The 17026-nt window shown below is 71.5% G+C and carries 16 protein-coding genes; 12 read left to right on the forward strand and 4 right to left on the reverse strand.

All coding sequences use genetic code 11. From position 1 onward, the window contains the following. Positions 1–194: 194 nt before the first annotated feature. The 4 genes from galE to idi all read left to right on the forward strand — a co-directional run bounded on the left by galE (position 195) and on the right by idi (position 3641). On the forward strand, positions 195–1178 hold the full coding sequence (galE, locus tag OG521_05265) for a UDP-glucose 4-epimerase GalE (protein ID WUW20226.1): 984 nt from the start codon (positions 195–197) through the stop codon (positions 1176–1178). A gap of 167 nt (positions 1179–1345) precedes the next feature. Then, positions 1346–2287 (forward strand): cation transporter, encoded by a 942-nt coding sequence (locus OG521_05270; GenBank protein WUW20227.1) that lies wholly within the window; start codon positions 1346–1348, stop codon positions 2285–2287. Positions 2288–2353: 66 nt separating this feature from the next. Beyond that, the gene (locus OG521_05275; protein ID WUW20228.1) at positions 2354–2899 is read left to right on the forward strand and encodes an N-acetyltransferase; all 546 of its coding nucleotides are present in this window, start codon (positions 2354–2356) and stop codon (positions 2897–2899) included. Between the two features lie 148 nt (positions 2900–3047). Continuing rightward, entirely contained in the window at positions 3048–3641 is a 594-nt protein-coding gene (gene idi, locus OG521_05280; GenBank protein WUW20229.1) for an isopentenyl-diphosphate Delta-isomerase, read from the forward strand. Positions 3642–3664: 23 nt separating this feature from the next. On the opposite strand, the gene OG521_05285 is transcribed toward idi, so the two are convergent. Next, entirely contained in the window at positions 3665–4120 is a 456-nt protein-coding gene (locus tag OG521_05285) for an ATP-binding protein (GenBank protein ID WUW20230.1), read from the reverse strand. A 135-nt stretch (positions 4121–4255) separates the two neighbouring features. Next, positions 4256–4879 (reverse strand): DUF308 domain-containing protein, encoded by a 624-nt coding sequence (locus OG521_05290; GenBank protein ID WUW20231.1) that lies wholly within the window; start codon positions 4877–4879, stop codon positions 4256–4258. 80 nt (positions 4880–4959) lie between these two features. On the opposite strand from OG521_05290, the gene OG521_05295 reads away from it, so the two are divergent. Beyond that, the gene (locus tag OG521_05295) at positions 4960–5757 is read left to right on the forward strand and encodes an enoyl-CoA hydratase-related protein (protein WUW20232.1); all 798 of its coding nucleotides are present in this window, start codon (positions 4960–4962) and stop codon (positions 5755–5757) included. Here OG521_05295 and OG521_05300 read toward each other — a convergent pair. Then, entirely contained in the window at positions 5744–6379 is a 636-nt protein-coding gene (locus OG521_05300; GenBank protein WUW20233.1) for a DJ-1/PfpI family protein, read from the reverse strand. The genes OG521_05295 and OG521_05300 overlap by 14 nt on opposite strands. Positions 6380–6403: 24 nt before the next feature. Further along, positions 6404–7405, reverse strand: a complete 1002-nt coding sequence (locus OG521_05305) for a GlxA family transcriptional regulator (GenBank protein ID WUW20234.1) — start codon at positions 7403–7405, stop codon at positions 6404–6406. A 133-nt stretch (positions 7406–7538) separates the two neighbouring features. Between OG521_05305 and OG521_05310 the strand changes: the two genes are divergently transcribed. The 7 genes from OG521_05310 (at position 7539) to OG521_05340 (ending at position 16955) form a co-directional block, all read left to right on the forward strand. After that, positions 7539–8396 (forward strand): hypothetical protein, encoded by an 858-nt coding sequence (locus OG521_05310; GenBank protein ID WUW20235.1) that lies wholly within the window; start codon positions 7539–7541, stop codon positions 8394–8396. Between the two features lie 155 nt (positions 8397–8551). After that, complete coding sequence (locus OG521_05315) at positions 8552–10996, forward strand: RNA-binding transcriptional accessory protein (GenBank protein WUW20236.1); 2445 nt, start codon at positions 8552–8554, stop codon at positions 10994–10996. 371 nt (positions 10997–11367) lie between these two features. Further along, complete coding sequence (locus OG521_05320; GenBank protein ID WUW20237.1) at positions 11368–12978, forward strand: ABC transporter substrate-binding protein; 1611 nt, start codon at positions 11368–11370, stop codon at positions 12976–12978. Continuing rightward, entirely contained in the window at positions 12975–13949 is a 975-nt protein-coding gene (locus OG521_05325) for an ABC transporter permease (protein ID WUW20238.1), read from the forward strand. Before OG521_05320 ends, OG521_05325 begins: the two co-directional genes overlap by 4 nt. Next, positions 13946–14854 (forward strand): ABC transporter permease, encoded by a 909-nt coding sequence (locus tag OG521_05330; GenBank protein WUW20239.1) that lies wholly within the window; start codon positions 13946–13948, stop codon positions 14852–14854. Before OG521_05325 ends, OG521_05330 begins: the two co-directional genes overlap by 4 nt. Continuing rightward, the gene (locus tag OG521_05335) at positions 14851–15927 is read left to right on the forward strand and encodes an ABC transporter ATP-binding protein (GenBank protein ID WUW20240.1); all 1077 of its coding nucleotides are present in this window, start codon (positions 14851–14853) and stop codon (positions 15925–15927) included. Before OG521_05330 ends, OG521_05335 begins: the two co-directional genes overlap by 4 nt. Further along, complete coding sequence (locus OG521_05340) at positions 15924–16955, forward strand: ATP-binding cassette domain-containing protein (protein WUW20241.1); 1032 nt, start codon at positions 15924–15926, stop codon at positions 16953–16955. The genes OG521_05335 and OG521_05340 overlap by 4 nt, the downstream gene beginning before the upstream one ends. The last annotated feature ends 71 nt before the right edge of the window (positions 16956–17026 follow it).

A 17026-nucleotide genomic window follows, 5' to 3' on the forward strand; every position in this document is an offset into this window, starting at 1 on the left:
GCGCGACAGTGCGGCCATGAATGCGGCCGGCGGCATGTCGGCAGAGGCTATCGGATGAACGGAAGCGGGAGTTCACTGCCCGTTTGTGCTCCGTTCCGGGCGGACCGGCATCATGCGGCGCCGTCCGCGATCATCATCGTCGATGGCCGCCTCGCCTGACAAAACGCCGCCGGAAAGCCCCTAGTCTGACCCGCATGACATGGCTGATCACAGGCGGAGCGGGATATATCGGGGCACACGTGGTGCGGGCGATGACGGCGGCCGGGGAGCGGGTGGTCGTGCTCGACGACCTGTCGACCGGCAATCCGGACCGGCTCGCGGACGACGTCCCGCTGATCCGGGGCCCGGTGGCCGACCGTGCGCTGCTGGACCGGGTGCTGGCGGAGCACGAGGTGACCGGTGTGGTGCATCTCGCAGCGAAGAAGCAGGTCGGTGAGTCCGTCGAGGAGCCGCTGCTGTACTACCGGGAGAACCTCGGCGGGCTGAACGTCCTGCTGGAGGCCGTCGCGGCCGCCGGGGTGCGGAGCTTCCTGTTCTCGTCGTCGGCCGCGGTCTACGGCGTGCCGGAGGCGGAGCTGATCACCGAGGAGGCTCCCTGCGCCCCCATCAATCCGTACGGCGAGACGAAGCTCGCCGGCGAGTGGCTGGTGCGGGCGGCCGGGCGGGCGCACGGGCTGTCCACCGGCTGTCTGCGCTACTTCAACGTGGCGGGCGCCGCCGAGCCCCGGCTGTCGGACACGGGTGTCTTCAACGTGATCCCGATGTTCTTCGACCGGCTGACCCGCGGCGAGGCACCGCGGATCTTCGGTGACGACTACCCCACGCCAGACGGCACGGGCATCCGCGACTACATCCACGTGGCCGATCTGGCCGACGCGCACCTGGCGGTCGCCCGCCGCCTGGCCGGGCAGGACGTGCCCGGGGACCTGACGGTGAACATCGGCCGCGGCGAGGGCGTCTCGGTGCGGGAGCTGGCCGACCTGGTGGCGGAGGTCACCGGCCGCGGCCTGAAGCCGGAGACCGAGCCGCGCCGCCCCGGGGACGCCGCGAAGGCGGTCGCCTCGTGCGACCGGATCTCCGGCGAGCTGGGCTGGACCGCCCGGCACGGGGTCCGCGAGATGGTCGAGTCGGCCTGGCGGGGCTGGCTGCTGCACCACCCGGAGCCGGTGGCGCCCTAGTCGGCCACGGGGGTCGGCCCGCCGCTCTGACCTGCGAGCATTTCCGCAGGTCAGAGCAGTTGACAACGGTGTTCAGTGCCGTGTTGCCCGATACCCCCCACCCGTAGTTCACTGGCAGTGTCCGGGCCGTTCGCGTCCGGATCCGCAGACGACCGGGAGGCGTCCCCATGGGGGCAGGGCACGATCACGGACATGCGCACGGCGGGCCGCCGCCCACCGGCACCGCGGCCGCCGCGTACCGGGGACGGCTGCGGATCGCCCTGGGGATCACGCTCGCGGTCACCGTCATGGAGGTCGTCGGCGGTGTGCTGTCGGGCTCTCTCGCGCTGATCGCCGACGCGGCGCACATGGCGACCGACTCCCTCGGGCTGGGCATGGCGCTGCTGGCGATCCACTTCGCCAACAAGCCGGCCGGCCCCAACCGCACCTTCGGCTACGCCCGCGCCGAGATCCTCGCCGCGCTGGCCAACTGTGTGCTGCTGCTGGGGGTGGGCGGCTATCTGCTCTTCGAGGCGGTGGACCGCTTCATCACCCCGGCCGAGACCCGGGGCGAGCTGACGATCGCTTTCGCCCTGGTCGGCCTGGTCGCGAACATGGTGTCGCTGTCGCTGCTGGTACGCGGACAGAAGGACAGCCTCAATGTGCGCGGCGCCTATCTGGAGGTGCTCGCCGACACCCTGGGTTCGGTGACCGTCCTGGTCTCGGCGGGCATCATCATGGCGACCGGCTGGCAGGCCGCGGACCCGGCGGCCTCGCTGGTCATCGGCCTCATGATCGTGCCGCGCACGGTGAAGCTGCTCCGGGAGACGCTGAACGTGCTCCTGGAGTCGGCGCCCCCGGGCGTCGACATGGGCGAGGTGCGCGACCACATCACGGCCCTGCCCGGAGTGCTGGACGTCCATGACCTGCACGCCTGGACGATCACCTCGGGCATGCCGGTCCTCTCCGCCCATGTGGTGGTGCACCAGGAACTGCTCGACTCGATCGGGCACGAGAAGCTCCTCCATGAACTCCAGGGCTGTCTCGGGGACCACTTCGACGTCGAGCACTGCACCTTCCAGCTGGAGCCGAGCGGCCATGCCGAGCACGAGGCGAAGCTCTGCCACTGACCCGGGGCCCCGGGGTGTAGGTTTTCGCAGAGGTGTACGACCTCCATCCCCCAAGGGTTTCCCACGTTGACCGATCGCACTCTCTTCCCCCACGACACCGGCGCCGCCGGCTGGCCGGCCCGTCCCGAGACGGCCGCGGACCTCGCCGCCGTGCACGCGGTCAACGCCGCGGCGTTCCCGACGGAGGCGGAGGCCGGTCTGGTCGACGCCCTGCGCGCGGACCCGTCGGCCTGGCTGCCCGGTCTCTCGTACGTCGCCGAGGCCCCTGACGGCTCACTCGCCGCGTACGCCCTGCTCACCCGCTGCCGGGTCGGGGAAGCCCCCGCCCTGGCACTGGCCCCGGTGGCCACCGCCCCGGAGCATCAGCGCAAGGGCGCGGGGCAAGCCGTGGTGCGGGCCCTGCTCGATGCCGCACGGATGCGCGGGGAGTCACTCGTCCTGGTGCTCGGTCATCCCGAGTACTACCCGAAGTTCTGCTTCGTGCCCGCGTCGCGGTACGGAATCCGGCCGGGTTTCGAGGTTCCGGACGAGGCGATGATGGCTCTGGTCCTCGATGATTCCGCGCCCGTTCCGCAGGGCACGATTGAGTATCCGGCCGCTTTCGGGGTCTGACGCGCCGTCCGGTCCCGCCGCGCCCGGGCTGTGCTGCGGGGCCGGACATGCCAGGACCCGAAGTGCGGACAAGCCTCTTTTGTACGGCAGACTTGAGCAGACTCGACGGGACCGGCGCACGGGGCCGGGACCATAGCGAAGGATGGGTATGCCGACCACACCAGCCACCGCGGCGAACAGCTCGTCGAACGGCGCAGCAGAAGCGATCATGCTCGAACTGGTCGACGAGAACGGCACCACCATCGGCACGGCGGAGAAGCTCGCCGCTCACCAGGCGCCCGGTCAACTGCACCGGGCGTTCTCCGTGTTCCTCTTCGACGAGCAGGGGCGGCTGCTGCTGCAGCGTCGCGCGCTCGGCAAGTACCACTCCCCCGGTGTCTGGTCCAACACCTGCTGCGGTCACCCGTACCCGGGCGAGGCGCCCTTCGCCGCCGCCGCCCGGCGGACGTACGAGGAGCTGGGCGTCTCGCCCTCGCTGCTCGCCGAGGCGGGCACGGTCCGCTACAACCACCCGGACCCCGCGTCGGGCCTGGTGGAGCAGGAGTTCAACCACCTCTTCGTGGGGATGGCGCAGGAGCGGCTGCGGCCCGATCCGGAGGAGGTCGGCGAGACGGCTTTCGTGACGGCGGGTGAGCTCGCCGAGCGTCACGCCGAGGCGCCGTTCTCCGCCTGGTTCATGACCGTGCTGGACGCCGCGCGTCCCGCGATCCGGGAGCTGACCGGACCGGCCGCCGGCTGGTAGCGGCGGACGCCGGTGCGGAAGGGTCAGAGGGCGGTGGTGAGCGGCAGCGCCGCCCAGATGACCTTTCCGCCGCCCGCGGTGTGCTCCACGTCGCAGCTGCCGCCGGCTTCCCGGGTGATCTCGCGCACCAGCAGCAGTCCCCGCCCGCCGGTCTGCGCGTAGTCCGTCTCCAGTGCCGTCGGACGGTAGGGGTGGTTGTCCTCGACGGAGACCCTGATCCATTCGGCGCCCACCGCGACCTCGACGGCGAGCTCGGGCGAGAGCAGCGCGGCGTGCTTCACGGCGTTGGTCACCAGCTCGGAGACGATGAGCAGCAGACCCTGGGCGATGTCCTCGTCCAGGGGCACGCCCTGGCGGTGCAGCAGATCGCGTACGGCGTGCCTGGCCTGGGGTACGGAGACGTCCGTGGCCGGGGCGGTGAACCGCCAGACCCCCTCGTACGACACGGGCCGGGCGGGGACACTCCCGCGGCTCTCCATAGTCCGGTACCCGCTCTCCACTCGAATGGTGACTGCACGTCGAGTACAGGGTGCGGGGCGTAATCGGTCCGGTCCGTACCACTGAACAGAAGTCGACTCCTATCGACGGAACTTGACCGAGTTGGTGTGACTGCGTCAGCTTTCGGACCGCTTCTGGTCTTCTTCCGGGAGTGGGTCCGTCTCCTCCTCGGGCACCATCCTGTCCGAGACCATGGAGACGATCCGGCGGCCGCCGACGCCGATCGCGATGAGCCCCAGCCCGTCGAAGAGCAGGGCGAGCGAGAAGAAGCAGCCGAGCACGTAGAGACTGCTGTGCGGCCAGTCGAAGAGGACGAGCAGCCCCAGGAGCAGCCCGAAGGCGCCCTGCAGCAGCGTCCAGCCGAACTGCGGACCCCGCACCACGACACTCCCGACGAGGCGGAACACCCCGCCCGTCAGGAAGAGCAGCGCGGCGAACATGGTCAGCGCCTCGGCGGTGCCGTGGGGGTGGCGGATCACGACGACTCCGGCGGCGATGTTCAGCGCGGCGACCACCACGCCCAGCCAGAAGTAGCTGGTGCCGCGCGACTGGACCGCGTGGAGCAGCCCGACGAGGCCGCCGATCAGCAGCAGCCAGCCGAAGAGGATCATCGAGGTGAGCGTGGCGACGCCCGTGTACACGAGACCGACCAGGCCGGCGACGACGAGCACGATGCCGAGCAGTGCCAGACCGCTGAAACTGCGGTTGAGCTTCCTGCCCTCTTTCACGGGATCGGCCACCACGTACTCCTCAGGGTGCGTTCCTGCTTCGCGACCCCTCCTTGATCATAGGTTCGAACAGCATGGATAGCATCCGGCGTATGGACCGTACGGAGCCCGCCCTCGTGCACACCGTCGCGGACGGCGTCGCCACCGTCGTCATCAGCAATCCCGCCAAGCGCAACGCGATGACGGCCGCCATGTGGCAGTCGCTGCCCGTGCTGCTCGAAGGACTGGCCGCCGACCCGTCGGTGCGCGCCCTCGTGCTGACCGGCGCCGGCGACACCTTCTGCGCGGGTGCGGACATCTCCTCGCTCCGGGACGCCTCGGGCTCCCCGCAGGGGCTCGCCGTGGCGGCCGAGGAGGCGCTGGCCGCCTTCCCCCGGCCGACGCTCGCCGCGGTGCGCGGCTACTGCGTGGGCGGGGGCAGCCAGTTGGCGGCCGCCTGCGATCTGCGGTTCGCGGAGGAGGGCGCGTCGTTCGGCGTCACCCCGGCGAAGCTCGGGATCGTCTACGCCGCGTCGTCGACCCGCCGGCTCGTCGCACTGACGGGCCCGGCGACGGCCAAGCACCTGCTGTTCTCCGGCGAGCTGATCGGGACGGAGCGGGCACTGCGGACCGGTCTGGTGGACGAGGTGCTGCCCGCCGGTGAGCTGGCGGAGCGGGTCGGCGCGTACGTACGCACCCTGGTGTCCCGGTCCCGGCTGACCCAGGCCGCGGCCAAGGAGTTCGCGGCGGGGCGCGAGGACCGGGACGCCCACTGGGCGGACCAGGCGCGCCGCAGCGGCGACACCGCGGAAGGGGTCGCGGCCTTCCTGGAGCGCCGCACACCGCGCTTCAGCTGGCCGGACGACGTGGGCACCCCCACCGAACGGCCCGCCGCCGCTACCGAAGGATGAAGCGGCTCCTGGCGCGCCACTCCTCCACGACCTCGGCCGGGGCCTTCTCCGGGGATCCCGCGTCGTAGGGCGGCTGCGGGTCGTACTCCGTCAGCAGCTGAACGGCCTGGGCGTGCCGGTCGCCGGCGATGCGGCCGAGCAGGGTGAGGCCCATGTCGATGCCCGAGGAGACGCCCGCGGCGGTGACGTACTTGCCGTCGGTGACCACGCGTTCGCCGGTCGGCTCGGCGCCGTACTCCTTCAGGGTCTCCAGGGCGAGCCAGTGCGAGGTGGCGCGCCGTCCGTCCAGGAGCCCGGCGGCCGCGAGCAGCAGGGAGCCGGTGCAGACGGAGGTCGTCCAGGTGCTGGTGGCATCGGCCCGGCGCAGCCAGCCGAGGAGCCTCTCGTTGTCCATCTGGGCGCTCTGGCCGGGGCCGCCGGGGACGATGACCAGGTCGGGCGCCGGGACGTCGTCGAACGTCCGGTCGGCGATCAGGGTCAGGCTGCCGCTGTCGTTGCGCACCCCGCCGGCCGACTCGGCGACGAACACGGTCTCGGCGCCGGGTGCGCGCGACAGGATCTCGTACGTTCCGACGGCGTCCAGCGCGGTGAAGCGGTCGAAGAGGACGATGGCGATCTGCATGGTGACGGTCTGCCTTTCTTTCGGTCAGTGACCGAGGGAGTCGGTGGTGCCGGGCCGGACGGACGGCTCGCCCGCCGGGCGTGAGGTGAAGCGCCGCCGGTACTCGGCCGGCGCGGTGTCCAGGGCCTTGACGAACGCCCGCCGCATCGCCTCCGGTGTGCCGTAGCCGCAGGCCCGCGCGATCCCGGCGACACCGTCGGTGGTGTCCTCCAGGAGCCGGCGGGCCTGTTCCAGGCGGACGCGGTCGACGTACCGGCCGGGCGTCATGCCGGTCTCGGTCTGGAAGGCGCGGGCGAAGTGGCGCGGGGAGAGCCGGGCGCGGGCGGCGAGCGCGTCCACGGACAGGTCCTCGCCCAGGTGCTCGGTGATCCAGTGCTGGACGGCGCGCAGCGGTTCGCGGCGGGCCGTCTGGGCGGTGAGCTGGGCGCTGAACTGGGCCTGGTTGCCGGGTCTGCGCAGGAAGACCACGAGATGACGGGCGACCGTGAGGGCCACGTCCCGGCCGTGGTCCTCCTCGACGAGCGCGAGGGCGAGATCGATGCCCGCGGTGACTCCGGCCGAGGTGGCGATCCTGCCGTCGCGCACGAAGATCGGCTCGGGGTCGACCTCGACGGCCGGGTAGCTGCGGGCCAGGTGGTCGCAGACGTTCCAGTGGGTGGTCGCCCGGTGCCCGTCCAGCTGTCCGGCCGCGGCGAGCAGCAGCGCACCGCTGCACACGGAGACGAGCCGTTCGGGGTCCGGCCCATGCGTCCGGAGCCAGTCGACGAGGGCGGGGTCCGGGGCGCGGGTGCCCTGTCCGCCGGGGACGAGGAGGGTGTGCGGTCGACCGGCGTCGGCCAGGGTGCCGTCGGGGACCAGGGTGAGGCCGCTGGACGTGCGGACCGGGGCGCCGTCCAGCGAGGCGGTGCGCAGCTCGTACGAGACCTCCGGGAACCGGGAGGCGCCGGCGAAGACCTCCATGGGGCCGGTCACATCGAGGCTCTGGATGCCGTCGAAGAGGACGACGAGTACGGATCGCTGCTTCATGCCCGCCATCCTCGGCGGCCCCGCGGATGGCCGCAATGACGAGAACCCCACCTTTCCTGCCCTCTGCCCTGCGGCGGACATCACGGGCTCCCCGGGGTTCCGGACCGTACCGACCAGTCGGTAACGTGCGGGTATGAGTACTCTCCCGCCCCGCGCCGGACGCCGCTGCCACAACGCCCTCAACCCCCTGCACTCCGCGCTCTACTTCTCCCCCGACCTGGGCAAGGAGCTCGGTGGCATCGGGATCGACGATCCCGCCGCCGCCTACTTCGCCGCCCGCGCGGCCGCCCTGGGCGCGGTCGGCCCCGGCACGGTCACCGCGACCTTCTACAACTTCAACCACGAGCTCGTCGCCCGGCACGTGCCCGCCGTCTGGGACATCGCCTCACCCGGCGAGGTCCTCGCGGCCCGGCTGCGCGCCGCCGACTCGACGCTGCGCAGGCTGCTCGGCGAGGAGATCATCGCCTCGCCCGAGATGGCGGAGGCCGCGCAGCTCGCCCTGCGCGCCACCGAGGGCTGCACGCGACACGCCCGGCCGCTCTACGCCGCCCACGCCGATCTCCCGGTGCCGGAGCAGCCGCACCTGGCGTACTGGCACGCCGCGACGCTGCTGCGGGAGCACCGCGGCGACGCCCACCTCGCCGCCCTGCTCGCCGCGGGCCTCGACCCGCTGGAGGCCCTGGTCAGCCACACCGCCACCGGCAAGGGCATGGCACCGCGCTGGATCCTGGCCACCCGCGGCTGGCGGCGCACCGACTGGGAGGACGCGTCCGCGCGGCTGCGCGAGCGCGGACTGCTCACCGCCGAGGGCGAGTTGACGGAGGAGGGCACCGCGCTGCGGGCCGGCGTCGAGGAGTCGACGGACCGGATGGACCTCGCCCCGTACGAGCACCTGGGCGGCGCCGGAGCGGCCCGGCTGACCGAGCTGGGCCGCGGTTTCCTCGCAACGGCGTTCGCCGCAGGCGCGTTCCCGGCGGACGCGACCGGCTGACCGTCGGCGGAACCGACGGCCGGATTGTGGGGTGGCCGGGCGACACGGTGCCCGGCCACCCGGCACAATGCAGGCGAGTGGCTCCGGGCCGGTCCGAACGGCCGGCCCCGGGCCCGACCAGCACAGCCAGCAGGAGAAGGCGAGTCGGTAGAACCGTGACGACGTCCATCGAAGGCAGGATCGCCGAGGAGCTCGGCGTACGGGAGCGACAGGTGAAGGCGGCCGTCGAGCTGCTCGACGGCGGATCGACCGTGCCGTTCATCGCGCGCTACCGCAAGGAAGCGACCGAGATGCTCGACGACGCGCAGCTGCGCACGCTCGAGGAGCGGCTGCGCTATCTGCGGGAGCTGGAGGAGCGCCGCACGGCGATCCTCGAATCCGTACGGGAGCAGGGCAAGCTCGACGAGACGCTGGAGGCCCGGATCCGGGCCGCCGACACCAAGGCGCGCCTCGAGGACATCTATCTGCCGTTCAAGCCGAAGCGGCGGACGAAGGCCCAGATCGCCCGGGAGGCAGGTCTCGAACCGCTCGCCTCGGCGCTGCTGGACGACCCGTCGGCCGATCCGCTCGCCGCGGCCGCGGCCTACGTGGACGCCGGCAAGGGGGTGGCGGACGCCGCGGCGGCCCTGGAGGGCGCGCGTGCCGTCCTCACCGAACGCTTCTCGGAGGACGCCGACCTGATCGGTGAGCTGCGTGAGCGCATGTGGTCGCGCGGGCGGCTGGTGGCCAGGGTGCGGGACGGCAAGGAGGAGGAGGGCGCCAAGTTCGCGGACTACTTCGACTTCGCGGAGCCGTTCACCGCGCTGCCCTCGCACCGGGTGCTGGCGATGCTCCGGGGCGAGAAGGAGGACGTCCTCGACCTGGTCCTGGAGCCGGAGGAGCCGGAGGATCCGTCCAGGGCTCCCGGCCCGTCCGGTTACGAGAACATGGTGGCGCGCCGCTTCGGGGTGAACGACCGCGGGCGCCCCGGCGACAAGTGGCTGGGCGACACGGTGCGCTGGGCCTGGCGGACCCGGATCCTGGTGCACCTCGGCATCGACCTGCGGCTGCGGCTGCGTACGGCGGCGGAGGACGAGGCGGTACGCGTCTTCGCGTCCAACCTGCGCGATCTGCTGCTCGCCGCACCGGCCGGGACCCGGGCCACGCTGGGTCTTGACCCCGGCTTCCGTACCGGGGTCAAGGTCGCCGTCGTCGACGCGACCGGCAAGGTCGTCGCGACCGATGTCATCTACCCGCACGTGCCGGCCAACAAGTGGGACCAGTCGCTGGCGAAGCTGGAGCAGCTGGCGAAGGCGCACGATGTCGACCTGATCGCGATCGGCAACGGCACGGCGTCCCGCGAGACGGACAAGCTCGCCGGTGAACTGTGCGACAAGCACCCGGAGTTGAAGCTCACCAAGGTGATGGTGTCGGAGGCCGGCGCGTCCGTGTACTCGGCGTCCGCCTTCGCCTCGCAGGAACTCCCGGACATGGACGTGTCGTTGCGCGGTGCCGTGTCGATCGCCCGCCGCCTCCAGGACCCCCTCGCCGAGCTGGTGAAGATCGACCCGAAGTCGATCGGCGTCGGGCAGTACCAGCACGACCTGTCCGAGGTGAAGCTGTCGCGGTCACTGGACACGGTGGTCGAGGACTGTGTGAACGGCGTCGGGGTCGACGTCAACACCGCGTCCGCACCGCTGCTTTCACGGGTCTCCGGCATCGGGTCGGGGCTCGCGGAGAACATCGTGGCACACCGTGACGCCAACGGCCCGTTCCGCTCCCGCAAGGGACTCAAGGACGTGGCCCGGCTGGGACCGAAGGCGTACGAGCAGTGCGCGGGCTTCCTGCGGATCCGGGGCGACGACCCGCTGGACGCGTCCAGCGTGCACCCGGAGGCGTACCCGGTGGTCCGCGCGATGGTCAAGCGGACGGGCGGTGACGTCGCCTCGCTGATCGGCAACTCGGGCGTGCTGCGGTCGCTGCGGGCCGACGACTTCGTGGACGAGAAGTTCGGGCTGCCGACGGTCACCGACATCATCAAGGAGCTGGAGAAGCCGGGGCGCGACCCGCGTCCGGCCTTCAAGACGGCCACCTTCAAGGAGGGCGTCGAGAAGATCGGCGACCTGGCGTCCGGCATGGTGCTGGAGGGCGTCGTGACGAACGTCGCGGCGTTCGGCGCGTTCGTCGACGTCGGGGTGCACCAGGACGGCCTGGTGCATGTGTCGGCGATGTCGAGGACGTTCGTGAAGGACCCCCGCGATGTCGTGAAGCCGGGTGACATCGTCCGGGTGAAGGTGATGGAGGTCGACATCCCGCGGAAGCGGATCTCGCTGACGCTGCGGCTGGACGACGAGGCGGGTGCGGGCGGCGGGAATGCTGCCGGATCGGCTTCGGGTGCGAGCGCCGGGGGTGCCGGCGGTGAGCGGGGCGGGCGTCCGCCTCGGCAGCGGCAGGGGCAGGGGCAGGGCCAGGGCGGCCAGGGGCGTGACCGGCGCGGTGGCGGTAACGGTGGTGGCGGGGGGCGTCAGGCTCCTGCCGCCGCTCCGGCCAACGGGGCGATGGCCGATGCGCTGCGCCGGGCGGGGCTGCTGGATCCCAAGCAGGGCGGCAGGAAGCGGTAATCAGCAGTCGGTAGTCACCAGCCCGGTCCGGAAGGGGCGGGGTGGGGAGAGGTTCGCCTGCGGCGGGCCTGTTCCCCACCCCGCCCCTTCGCGTATCCGGGGCTCCGCCCCGGCCTCCCGCTCCCCGAGCGCAGGAGGGGCTGAAAGTGTTCGGTATACCAAGTCGGTCTCAAGTCGTGAATCTGCCGCCGAACCGTCGCCGCATCCGTCCTTTTTGCTCCGCCACATACGCTGCAAAAACGGCAAACAAGGCCGTTTGGCCCCAGCTTGGCACCGAAGCGCTTGGTATACCGTTACGCCTCAACGTGTACCCGAGTCGGTACTCGTCCCGCCGTCCTGCCGCCCTGCCGTCCTCAAGGAGGCTTGATCCCATGCGTCGAATTCCGGCCGCTCTGTCGGTGGCCGCACTGCTGGCGATCACCACCGCATGCAGTTCGCTCTCCCCGCCAGGCAAGGAGACCACCGCCCAGGCGCGGCTCACCGACCTGCGTCCCGTCCGCGACGGCGGCACGGTCACCATCGGGCTGAAGTCCGATCCGGACAGGCTGGACCCGAGCCTCACGACGACGCTCGTCGCGCGCACCGTGTTCACGTCCATGTGCGAACAGCTCTACGACGTGGACCAGCAGAACAAGTTCGTGCCGCAGCTGGCCGCCTCCCTGCCGAAGATCACCGACGGCGGCCGGACCTTCACCTTCGACGTCCGCAAGGACGCGAGGTTCAGCGACGGCGCCCGCCTCGACGCCCGGGCGGTGAAGACCTCGCTCGACCGGCATCTGCACCTGCGCGGCTCCGGCCGCGCCTCCGAGATCGACTCGGTGCAGAAGGTGACGGCCGTCGGCCCGTACACCGTGCGGCTCTCGCTGAGCCACCCCGACGTACCGCTGCTCGGCCGGCTCGCCAACACCGCCGGGCTGATCATGTCGCCGAAGGCGCTGAAGACGTACGGGGCCGATTTCGCGACGCATCCCTCGTGCGTCGGCCCGTTCAAGTACGAGAAGCGGGTCGTCGGTGACCGGATCGAGCTGGCGAAGGACCCGCTGTACTACGACGCGGACAAGGTCCACCTCGACCACGTCATCTACAAGACGATCACCGACGGCAACATCCGGATGGCCAACATACGCTCCGGCGACGTCCAGATCGGCGACCAGATGGGTCCGGTCGAGGTGCGCAACTCCATGGGCGAGAAGGACCTCCAGCTCCTCAACACCCCGTCCCTCGGCTACATGGCGCTCACCCTCAACGTCGGCAACTCGCACGGCATCGACAAGGCGCCCAGCCCCGTCGACAGCCCCTTCGGGCGCGATGTGCGGGTCCGTGAGGCCTTCGACCTGTCGCTGGACCGCGCGCTGATCAACAAGCTGGTCTTCCAGGGCATGTACGAGCCGGCCTGCGGCCCCGTTCCCCCGGGGACCCCGCTCAGCACCCCGGTCACGTGCCCGAAGCGGGACGTGGCCAAGGCCGAGCGGCTGCTGAAGGCCGCCGGCGTGAAGACGCCCGTGCCGCTGGAGCTGATGATCAACACGACTCCGGAGGACAGCCGCCTCGGACAGGTCGTGCAGGCCATGGCCGCCGACGCCGGCTTCGACGTACGGCTGCGGCCCACCGAGTTCGCCACCGGCCTGACCCGGACCCTCGCCGGCGACTTCCAGGCGCGGACCGGCGGCTGGGGCGGCCAGCCCGACCCCGCCGGCAACATCGACAGCCTCGTCGGCACGACCGGCAGCAACAACCAGGGCAAGCTCTCGGACCCCGAGATCGACCGGCTGATCGTCGAGGGCCGCAGTACATCGGACGTCGCCGAGCGCCGCGAGATCTACCGCAGGCTCACCGTCGCGATCAACAAGCAGCACGGGGTCATCTACCTCTACCGCAACATCAACTACGTCTCCGCCTCGCAGGACGTCAGCGGCATCAAGCTCTCCGGTGACGGCCTGATCAGGGTCAAGGAAGCCGGATACACGAAGGGGAGCCGGTGAAGACCCTCCGCCAACTTCTCAGCTCCTATGTGAGCCGCCGGATCGGCATGTCGCTGGTGACCATGGTGCTGGTCAGCATCACCGTGTTCCTCGGGGTCCGTGCGATGCCCGGCGACACCGCCCAGGCACTGGCCGGTGAACAGACCTCCCCCGAGGTGCTGGCCGCGATCCGCTCCGAGTACGGGCTCGACGACAACATCGCCGTCCAGTACTGGCGTTACGTCAGCAATGCCGTCACGGGCGACTTCGGCACCTCGGCCCGTACCGGGCTCCCGGTACTCGACTCCATCACCCAGGCCCTGCCCATCACCCTCGAACTCGCCGCGCTGTCCCTGCTGATGGCCGTGGTCGTCGGCATCGGGGCCGGGGTCATGGCCGCCGTGCGGCGCGGCAAGCCCGAGGAGTGGCTGGCCAACGGCATCGCGCTGCTGGGCATGTCCGTCCCCTCGTTCTGGCTCGGCATCGTGCTGGTGCTGGTCTTCGCCATCGCCATGCCGGTGTTCGCCGCCTCCGGATTCGTGCCCTTCAGCACCGATCCGCTGGAGAACCTGCGACGTCTGGTGCTGCCCGCCGTCGTGCTCGGCTCCGGTCTCGCCGCGGTCGTGATGCGCCAGACGAGAGCGGCGATGATCGACGCGATGTCCTCGGACTACGTGCGGACCGCGCGGGCCAAGGGACTGGCCCCAGCGGCCGTCATCGGCCGGCACGGGCTGCGCAACTCGCTCGTCACCGTGATCACCGTGCTGGGCCTCCAGCTCGGCCACCTGATCTCCGGCGCCGTCGTCACCGAGCAGGTCTTCGTCCTGCCGGGCTTCGGCAAGCTCACCATCGACGCGGTCTTCACCCGTGACTACGCGATGGTCCAGGGCGTCGTCCTGTTCACCTCGGCCGCCTACATCCTGATCAACCTGCTGGTCGACTTCCTGTACTCGGTGGTCGACCCGCGCATCCGGCTCGGAGGTTCCCGATGACCCTCGCCCCGACCACGGCGCCGCCCGCCGCCCCGGTCACCGCGGCCCGGCCGTCCGCCCGCGTCGCACGGCTGGCCACCTCGCTGCGCCGGCTGCGGCGCAACCGGCTGGCGCTGGTGGGTGCGGTGCTCTCGGCGGTGTTCGTGCTCGTCGCGCTGCTGGCACCGCTGCTCGCCCCGTACGACCCGGCCCGGCCGGACTTCGACGCGGCGCTCATGGAGCCGAGCTGGTCGCACTGGCTCGGCACGGACGACCTGGGCCGCGACCAGCTCTCCCGGGTGCTGGTGGGCGTCACCGCGTCCATGCAGGTGGGCGTGCTCGCCGTGCTGCTGGCCTTCGTCGTCGCCGTACCGCTCGGACTGGTGGCCGGCTACTACGGCCGGTTCGCCGACACGGTCGTCTCCCGGCTGACCGACACCATGCTGGCGTTCCCCTTCCTGGTGCTCGCGGTGGGTCTCGCCGCCGTCATGGGCCCCTCGCTGGAGAACGCGACCATCGCGATCGGCATCTCCCAGATCCCCGGGATCGTCCGCGTCACCCGGGCCGAGACGCTGCGGCTCAAGCACCTGGACTACGTGGGCGCCGCCGTGGCCAACGGCGGCGGTGACGGGGTGATCCTGTTCCGGCACATCCTGCCGAACGCCACCTCGACACTGATCGTGCAGGCCACCGTCGGCATCCCGTCCGCCATCATCGGCGAGGCCGTGCTCAGCTTCCTCGGCCTCGGGGTGCAGCCGCCCTCCCCCTCGCTCGGCGTGATGCTCTCCAGCGCCCAGCCCTTCATCGCGGACGCGCCCTGGATGGCGGTCTTCCCCGGACTGGTCATCGTGCTCGCCACCCTGGCGTTCAACCTGCTCGGTGACGGCGTACGCGACATCCTCGACCCCCGCGGAGGTTCCCGGTGACCGAAGTCGAAACGACCACCGTGCCCCGGCCCGCCCCGGCCGGTGCCGTCGAACCGGTGCTCCGGGTCCGCGACCTCACCGTCTCCTTCCACGGGGCGGAGCGGACCGTGCACGCCGTGGACGGCGTCTCCTACGATCTGGCGCCCGGCGAGGTGCTGGCCGTGGTCGGCGAGTCCGGCTGCGGGAAGTCCGTCACCTCCATGGCCGTGATGGGGCTGCTTCCGCCGACCGCCCGGATCGGCGGGTCCATCCGGCTGGACGGTCATGAACTGGTCGGCGCCCCGGAGAAGCAGCTCCGGTCGCTCCGCGGCCGCCGCCTCTCGATGATCTTCCAGGAGCCGATGACCTCGCTCAACCCGGTCCTCACCGTGGGGCGGCAGATCACCGAGGTCCTCATCCGCCACCAGGGCCTGAGCCGCCGCGCGGCCAGGGAGCGGGCCGTCGAGCTGCTCGACATCGTCGGTATCCCGGCTCCGCGAAAGCGGGTCGACGAGTACCCGCACCAGCTGTCCGGCGGGATGCGGCAGCGGGTGATGATCGCCATCGCGGTGGCGTGCGACCCCGCGGTGCTGATCGCGGACGAGCCGACGACCGCGCTCGACGTGACGGTCCAGGCCGGCATCCTCGATGTGCTCCGCTCGCTGCGGGACCGGCTCGGCACCGCCATCGTCCTGATCACCCACGACCTCGGGGTGGTCGCGGACACCGCGGACCGGGTCCTCGTGATGTACGCGGGCCGTCCGGTCGAACAGGCCTCGGTGGACGAGCTGTTCGACTCGCCCCGGCATCCGTACACCCGTGGTCTGCTCGGTGCCGTCCTGCGCCCCGGCAGCCGGGGCGCGGGCGGACGGGCGCGGCTGAACGAGATCCCCGGCCTCGTGCCCGACCTGCGCGAGCAGCCCAAGGGGTGCAGTTTCGCACCGCGTTGCGCCTCGGCCGACGACGGCTGCCTGACGGGCAGGCCGCCGCTGGAGAAGGCCGCTGGCACCCATCTGATCGCCTGTTTCCACCCGGCCGACGCGGCCGGGTCCGACCAGTCCCCACCCGACGCGAGCAAGGGAGCCGTCCGATGAGCGCCGCCATCGACCCACCGACCGTCACCCCCGTGCTGGCCGTACGCGACCTGAAGCGGCACTTCGACGGGTCCGGCGGCACGGTGAAGGCGGTCGACGGGGTGTCGTTGACCATCCTTCCCGGCGAAGTCGTGGGCCTCGTCGGTGAGTCGGGCAGCGGCAAGTCCACCGTGGGGCGCTGCGTGGTCCGCCTCGACCGGCCGACCGACGGCAGCGTGGAGATCAACGGCACGGATGTCACCGCCCTTTCGGCGCGTGCGCTCAGGCCGTTGCGCAAGGACTTCCACCTGGTGTTCCAGGACCCGTCGTCCTCGCTCAACCCGAGGATGACCATCCGTCAGATCATCGCCGAGCCGCTGCGGCTGCACGGCATGGCGACACGCGCCGAGGCCTCGCGGCGGGTGGACGAACTCCTCGCCCAGGTGGGCCTGCGGCCCGAACTGGCCGACCGCAACCCGCACGAGCTCTCCGGCGGTCAGCGCCAGCGCGTCTCCATCGCGCGGGCGCTGGCGGTCGATCCGGCGCTCCTGGTGGCCGACGAGCCGACCTCGGCCCTGGACGTGTCCGTCCAGGCCTCCGTCCTCAACCTGCTCGCGGACCTCCAGCGCGACCGGGGATTCGGCTGCCTCTTCATCACGCACGACCTGGCGGCCGTGGAGTACCTGGCGGACCGCATCGCGGTGATGTACCTGGGGCGGATCGTCGAACAGGCCCCGGCCGCCAAGCTGTTCTCCGCGCCCAAGCACCCGTACACCCAGGCGCTGCTGTCCGCGGCGCCCGTGCCCGACCCGGCCGAGCAGCGCGGCCGCCGCCGGATCGTGCTCGGCGGCGACCTGCCCAGCCCACTGGACCCGCCGCCGGGCTGTCACTTCCACACCCGCTGCCCGCTGGCCACCGAACGGTGCAGGACCGAGGCGCCCGTGCTGCGCACCCTGTCCGCCGGGGGCGCGCCCAGGGAGGTGGCCTGCCATCTCGTCGCGGACGACGGCAGTGTGCCGGATGCCGCGAAGGCGGTGGCGGCGGTCTGACCTCAGCGGCCGTCCGCCGGAAACGCCGGAGCCCGTCCACCAGTCGGTGGACGGGCTCCGGCGTGTGTGCG

The organism is Streptomyces sp. NBC_01463, from assembly GCA_036227345.1.
GTDB lineage: Bacteria > Actinomycetota > Actinomycetes > Streptomycetales > Streptomycetaceae > Streptomyces.

What these genes read in the sequence shown, in the direction of transcription:
- OG521_05320 (WUW20237.1), top strand. Translation starts at nt 11,368, where the DNA reads ATGCGTCGAATTCCGGCCGCTCTGTCGGTGGCCGCACTGCTGGCGATC.
- OG521_05295 (WUW20232.1), top strand. Translation starts at nt 4,960, where the DNA reads ATGGACCGTACGGAGCCCGCCCTCGTGCACACCGTCGCGGACGGCGTC.
- OG521_05300 (WUW20233.1), bottom strand. Translation starts at nt 6,379, where the DNA reads ATGCAGATCGCCATCGTCCTCTTCGACCGCTTCACCGCGCTGGACGCC.
- OG521_05310 (WUW20235.1), top strand. Translation starts at nt 7,539, where the DNA reads ATGAGTACTCTCCCGCCCCGCGCCGGACGCCGCTGCCACAACGCCCTC.
- idi (WUW20229.1), top strand. Translation starts at nt 3,048, where the DNA reads ATGCCGACCACACCAGCCACCGCGGCGAACAGCTCGTCGAACGGCGCA.
- OG521_05330 (WUW20239.1), top strand. Translation starts at nt 13,946, where the DNA reads ATGACCCTCGCCCCGACCACGGCGCCGCCCGCCGCCCCGGTCACCGCG.
- OG521_05305 (WUW20234.1), bottom strand. Translation starts at nt 7,405, where the DNA reads ATGAAGCAGCGATCCGTACTCGTCGTCCTCTTCGACGGCATCCAGAGC.
- OG521_05340 (WUW20241.1), top strand. Translation starts at nt 15,924, where the DNA reads ATGAGCGCCGCCATCGACCCACCGACCGTCACCCCCGTGCTGGCCGTA.
- OG521_05285 (WUW20230.1), bottom strand. Translation starts at nt 4,120, where the DNA reads ATGGAGAGCCGCGGGAGTGTCCCCGCCCGGCCCGTGTCGTACGAGGGG.
- galE (WUW20226.1), top strand. Translation starts at nt 195, where the DNA reads ATGACATGGCTGATCACAGGCGGAGCGGGATATATCGGGGCACACGTG.
- OG521_05270 (WUW20227.1), top strand. Translation starts at nt 1,346, where the DNA reads ATGGGGGCAGGGCACGATCACGGACATGCGCACGGCGGGCCGCCGCCC.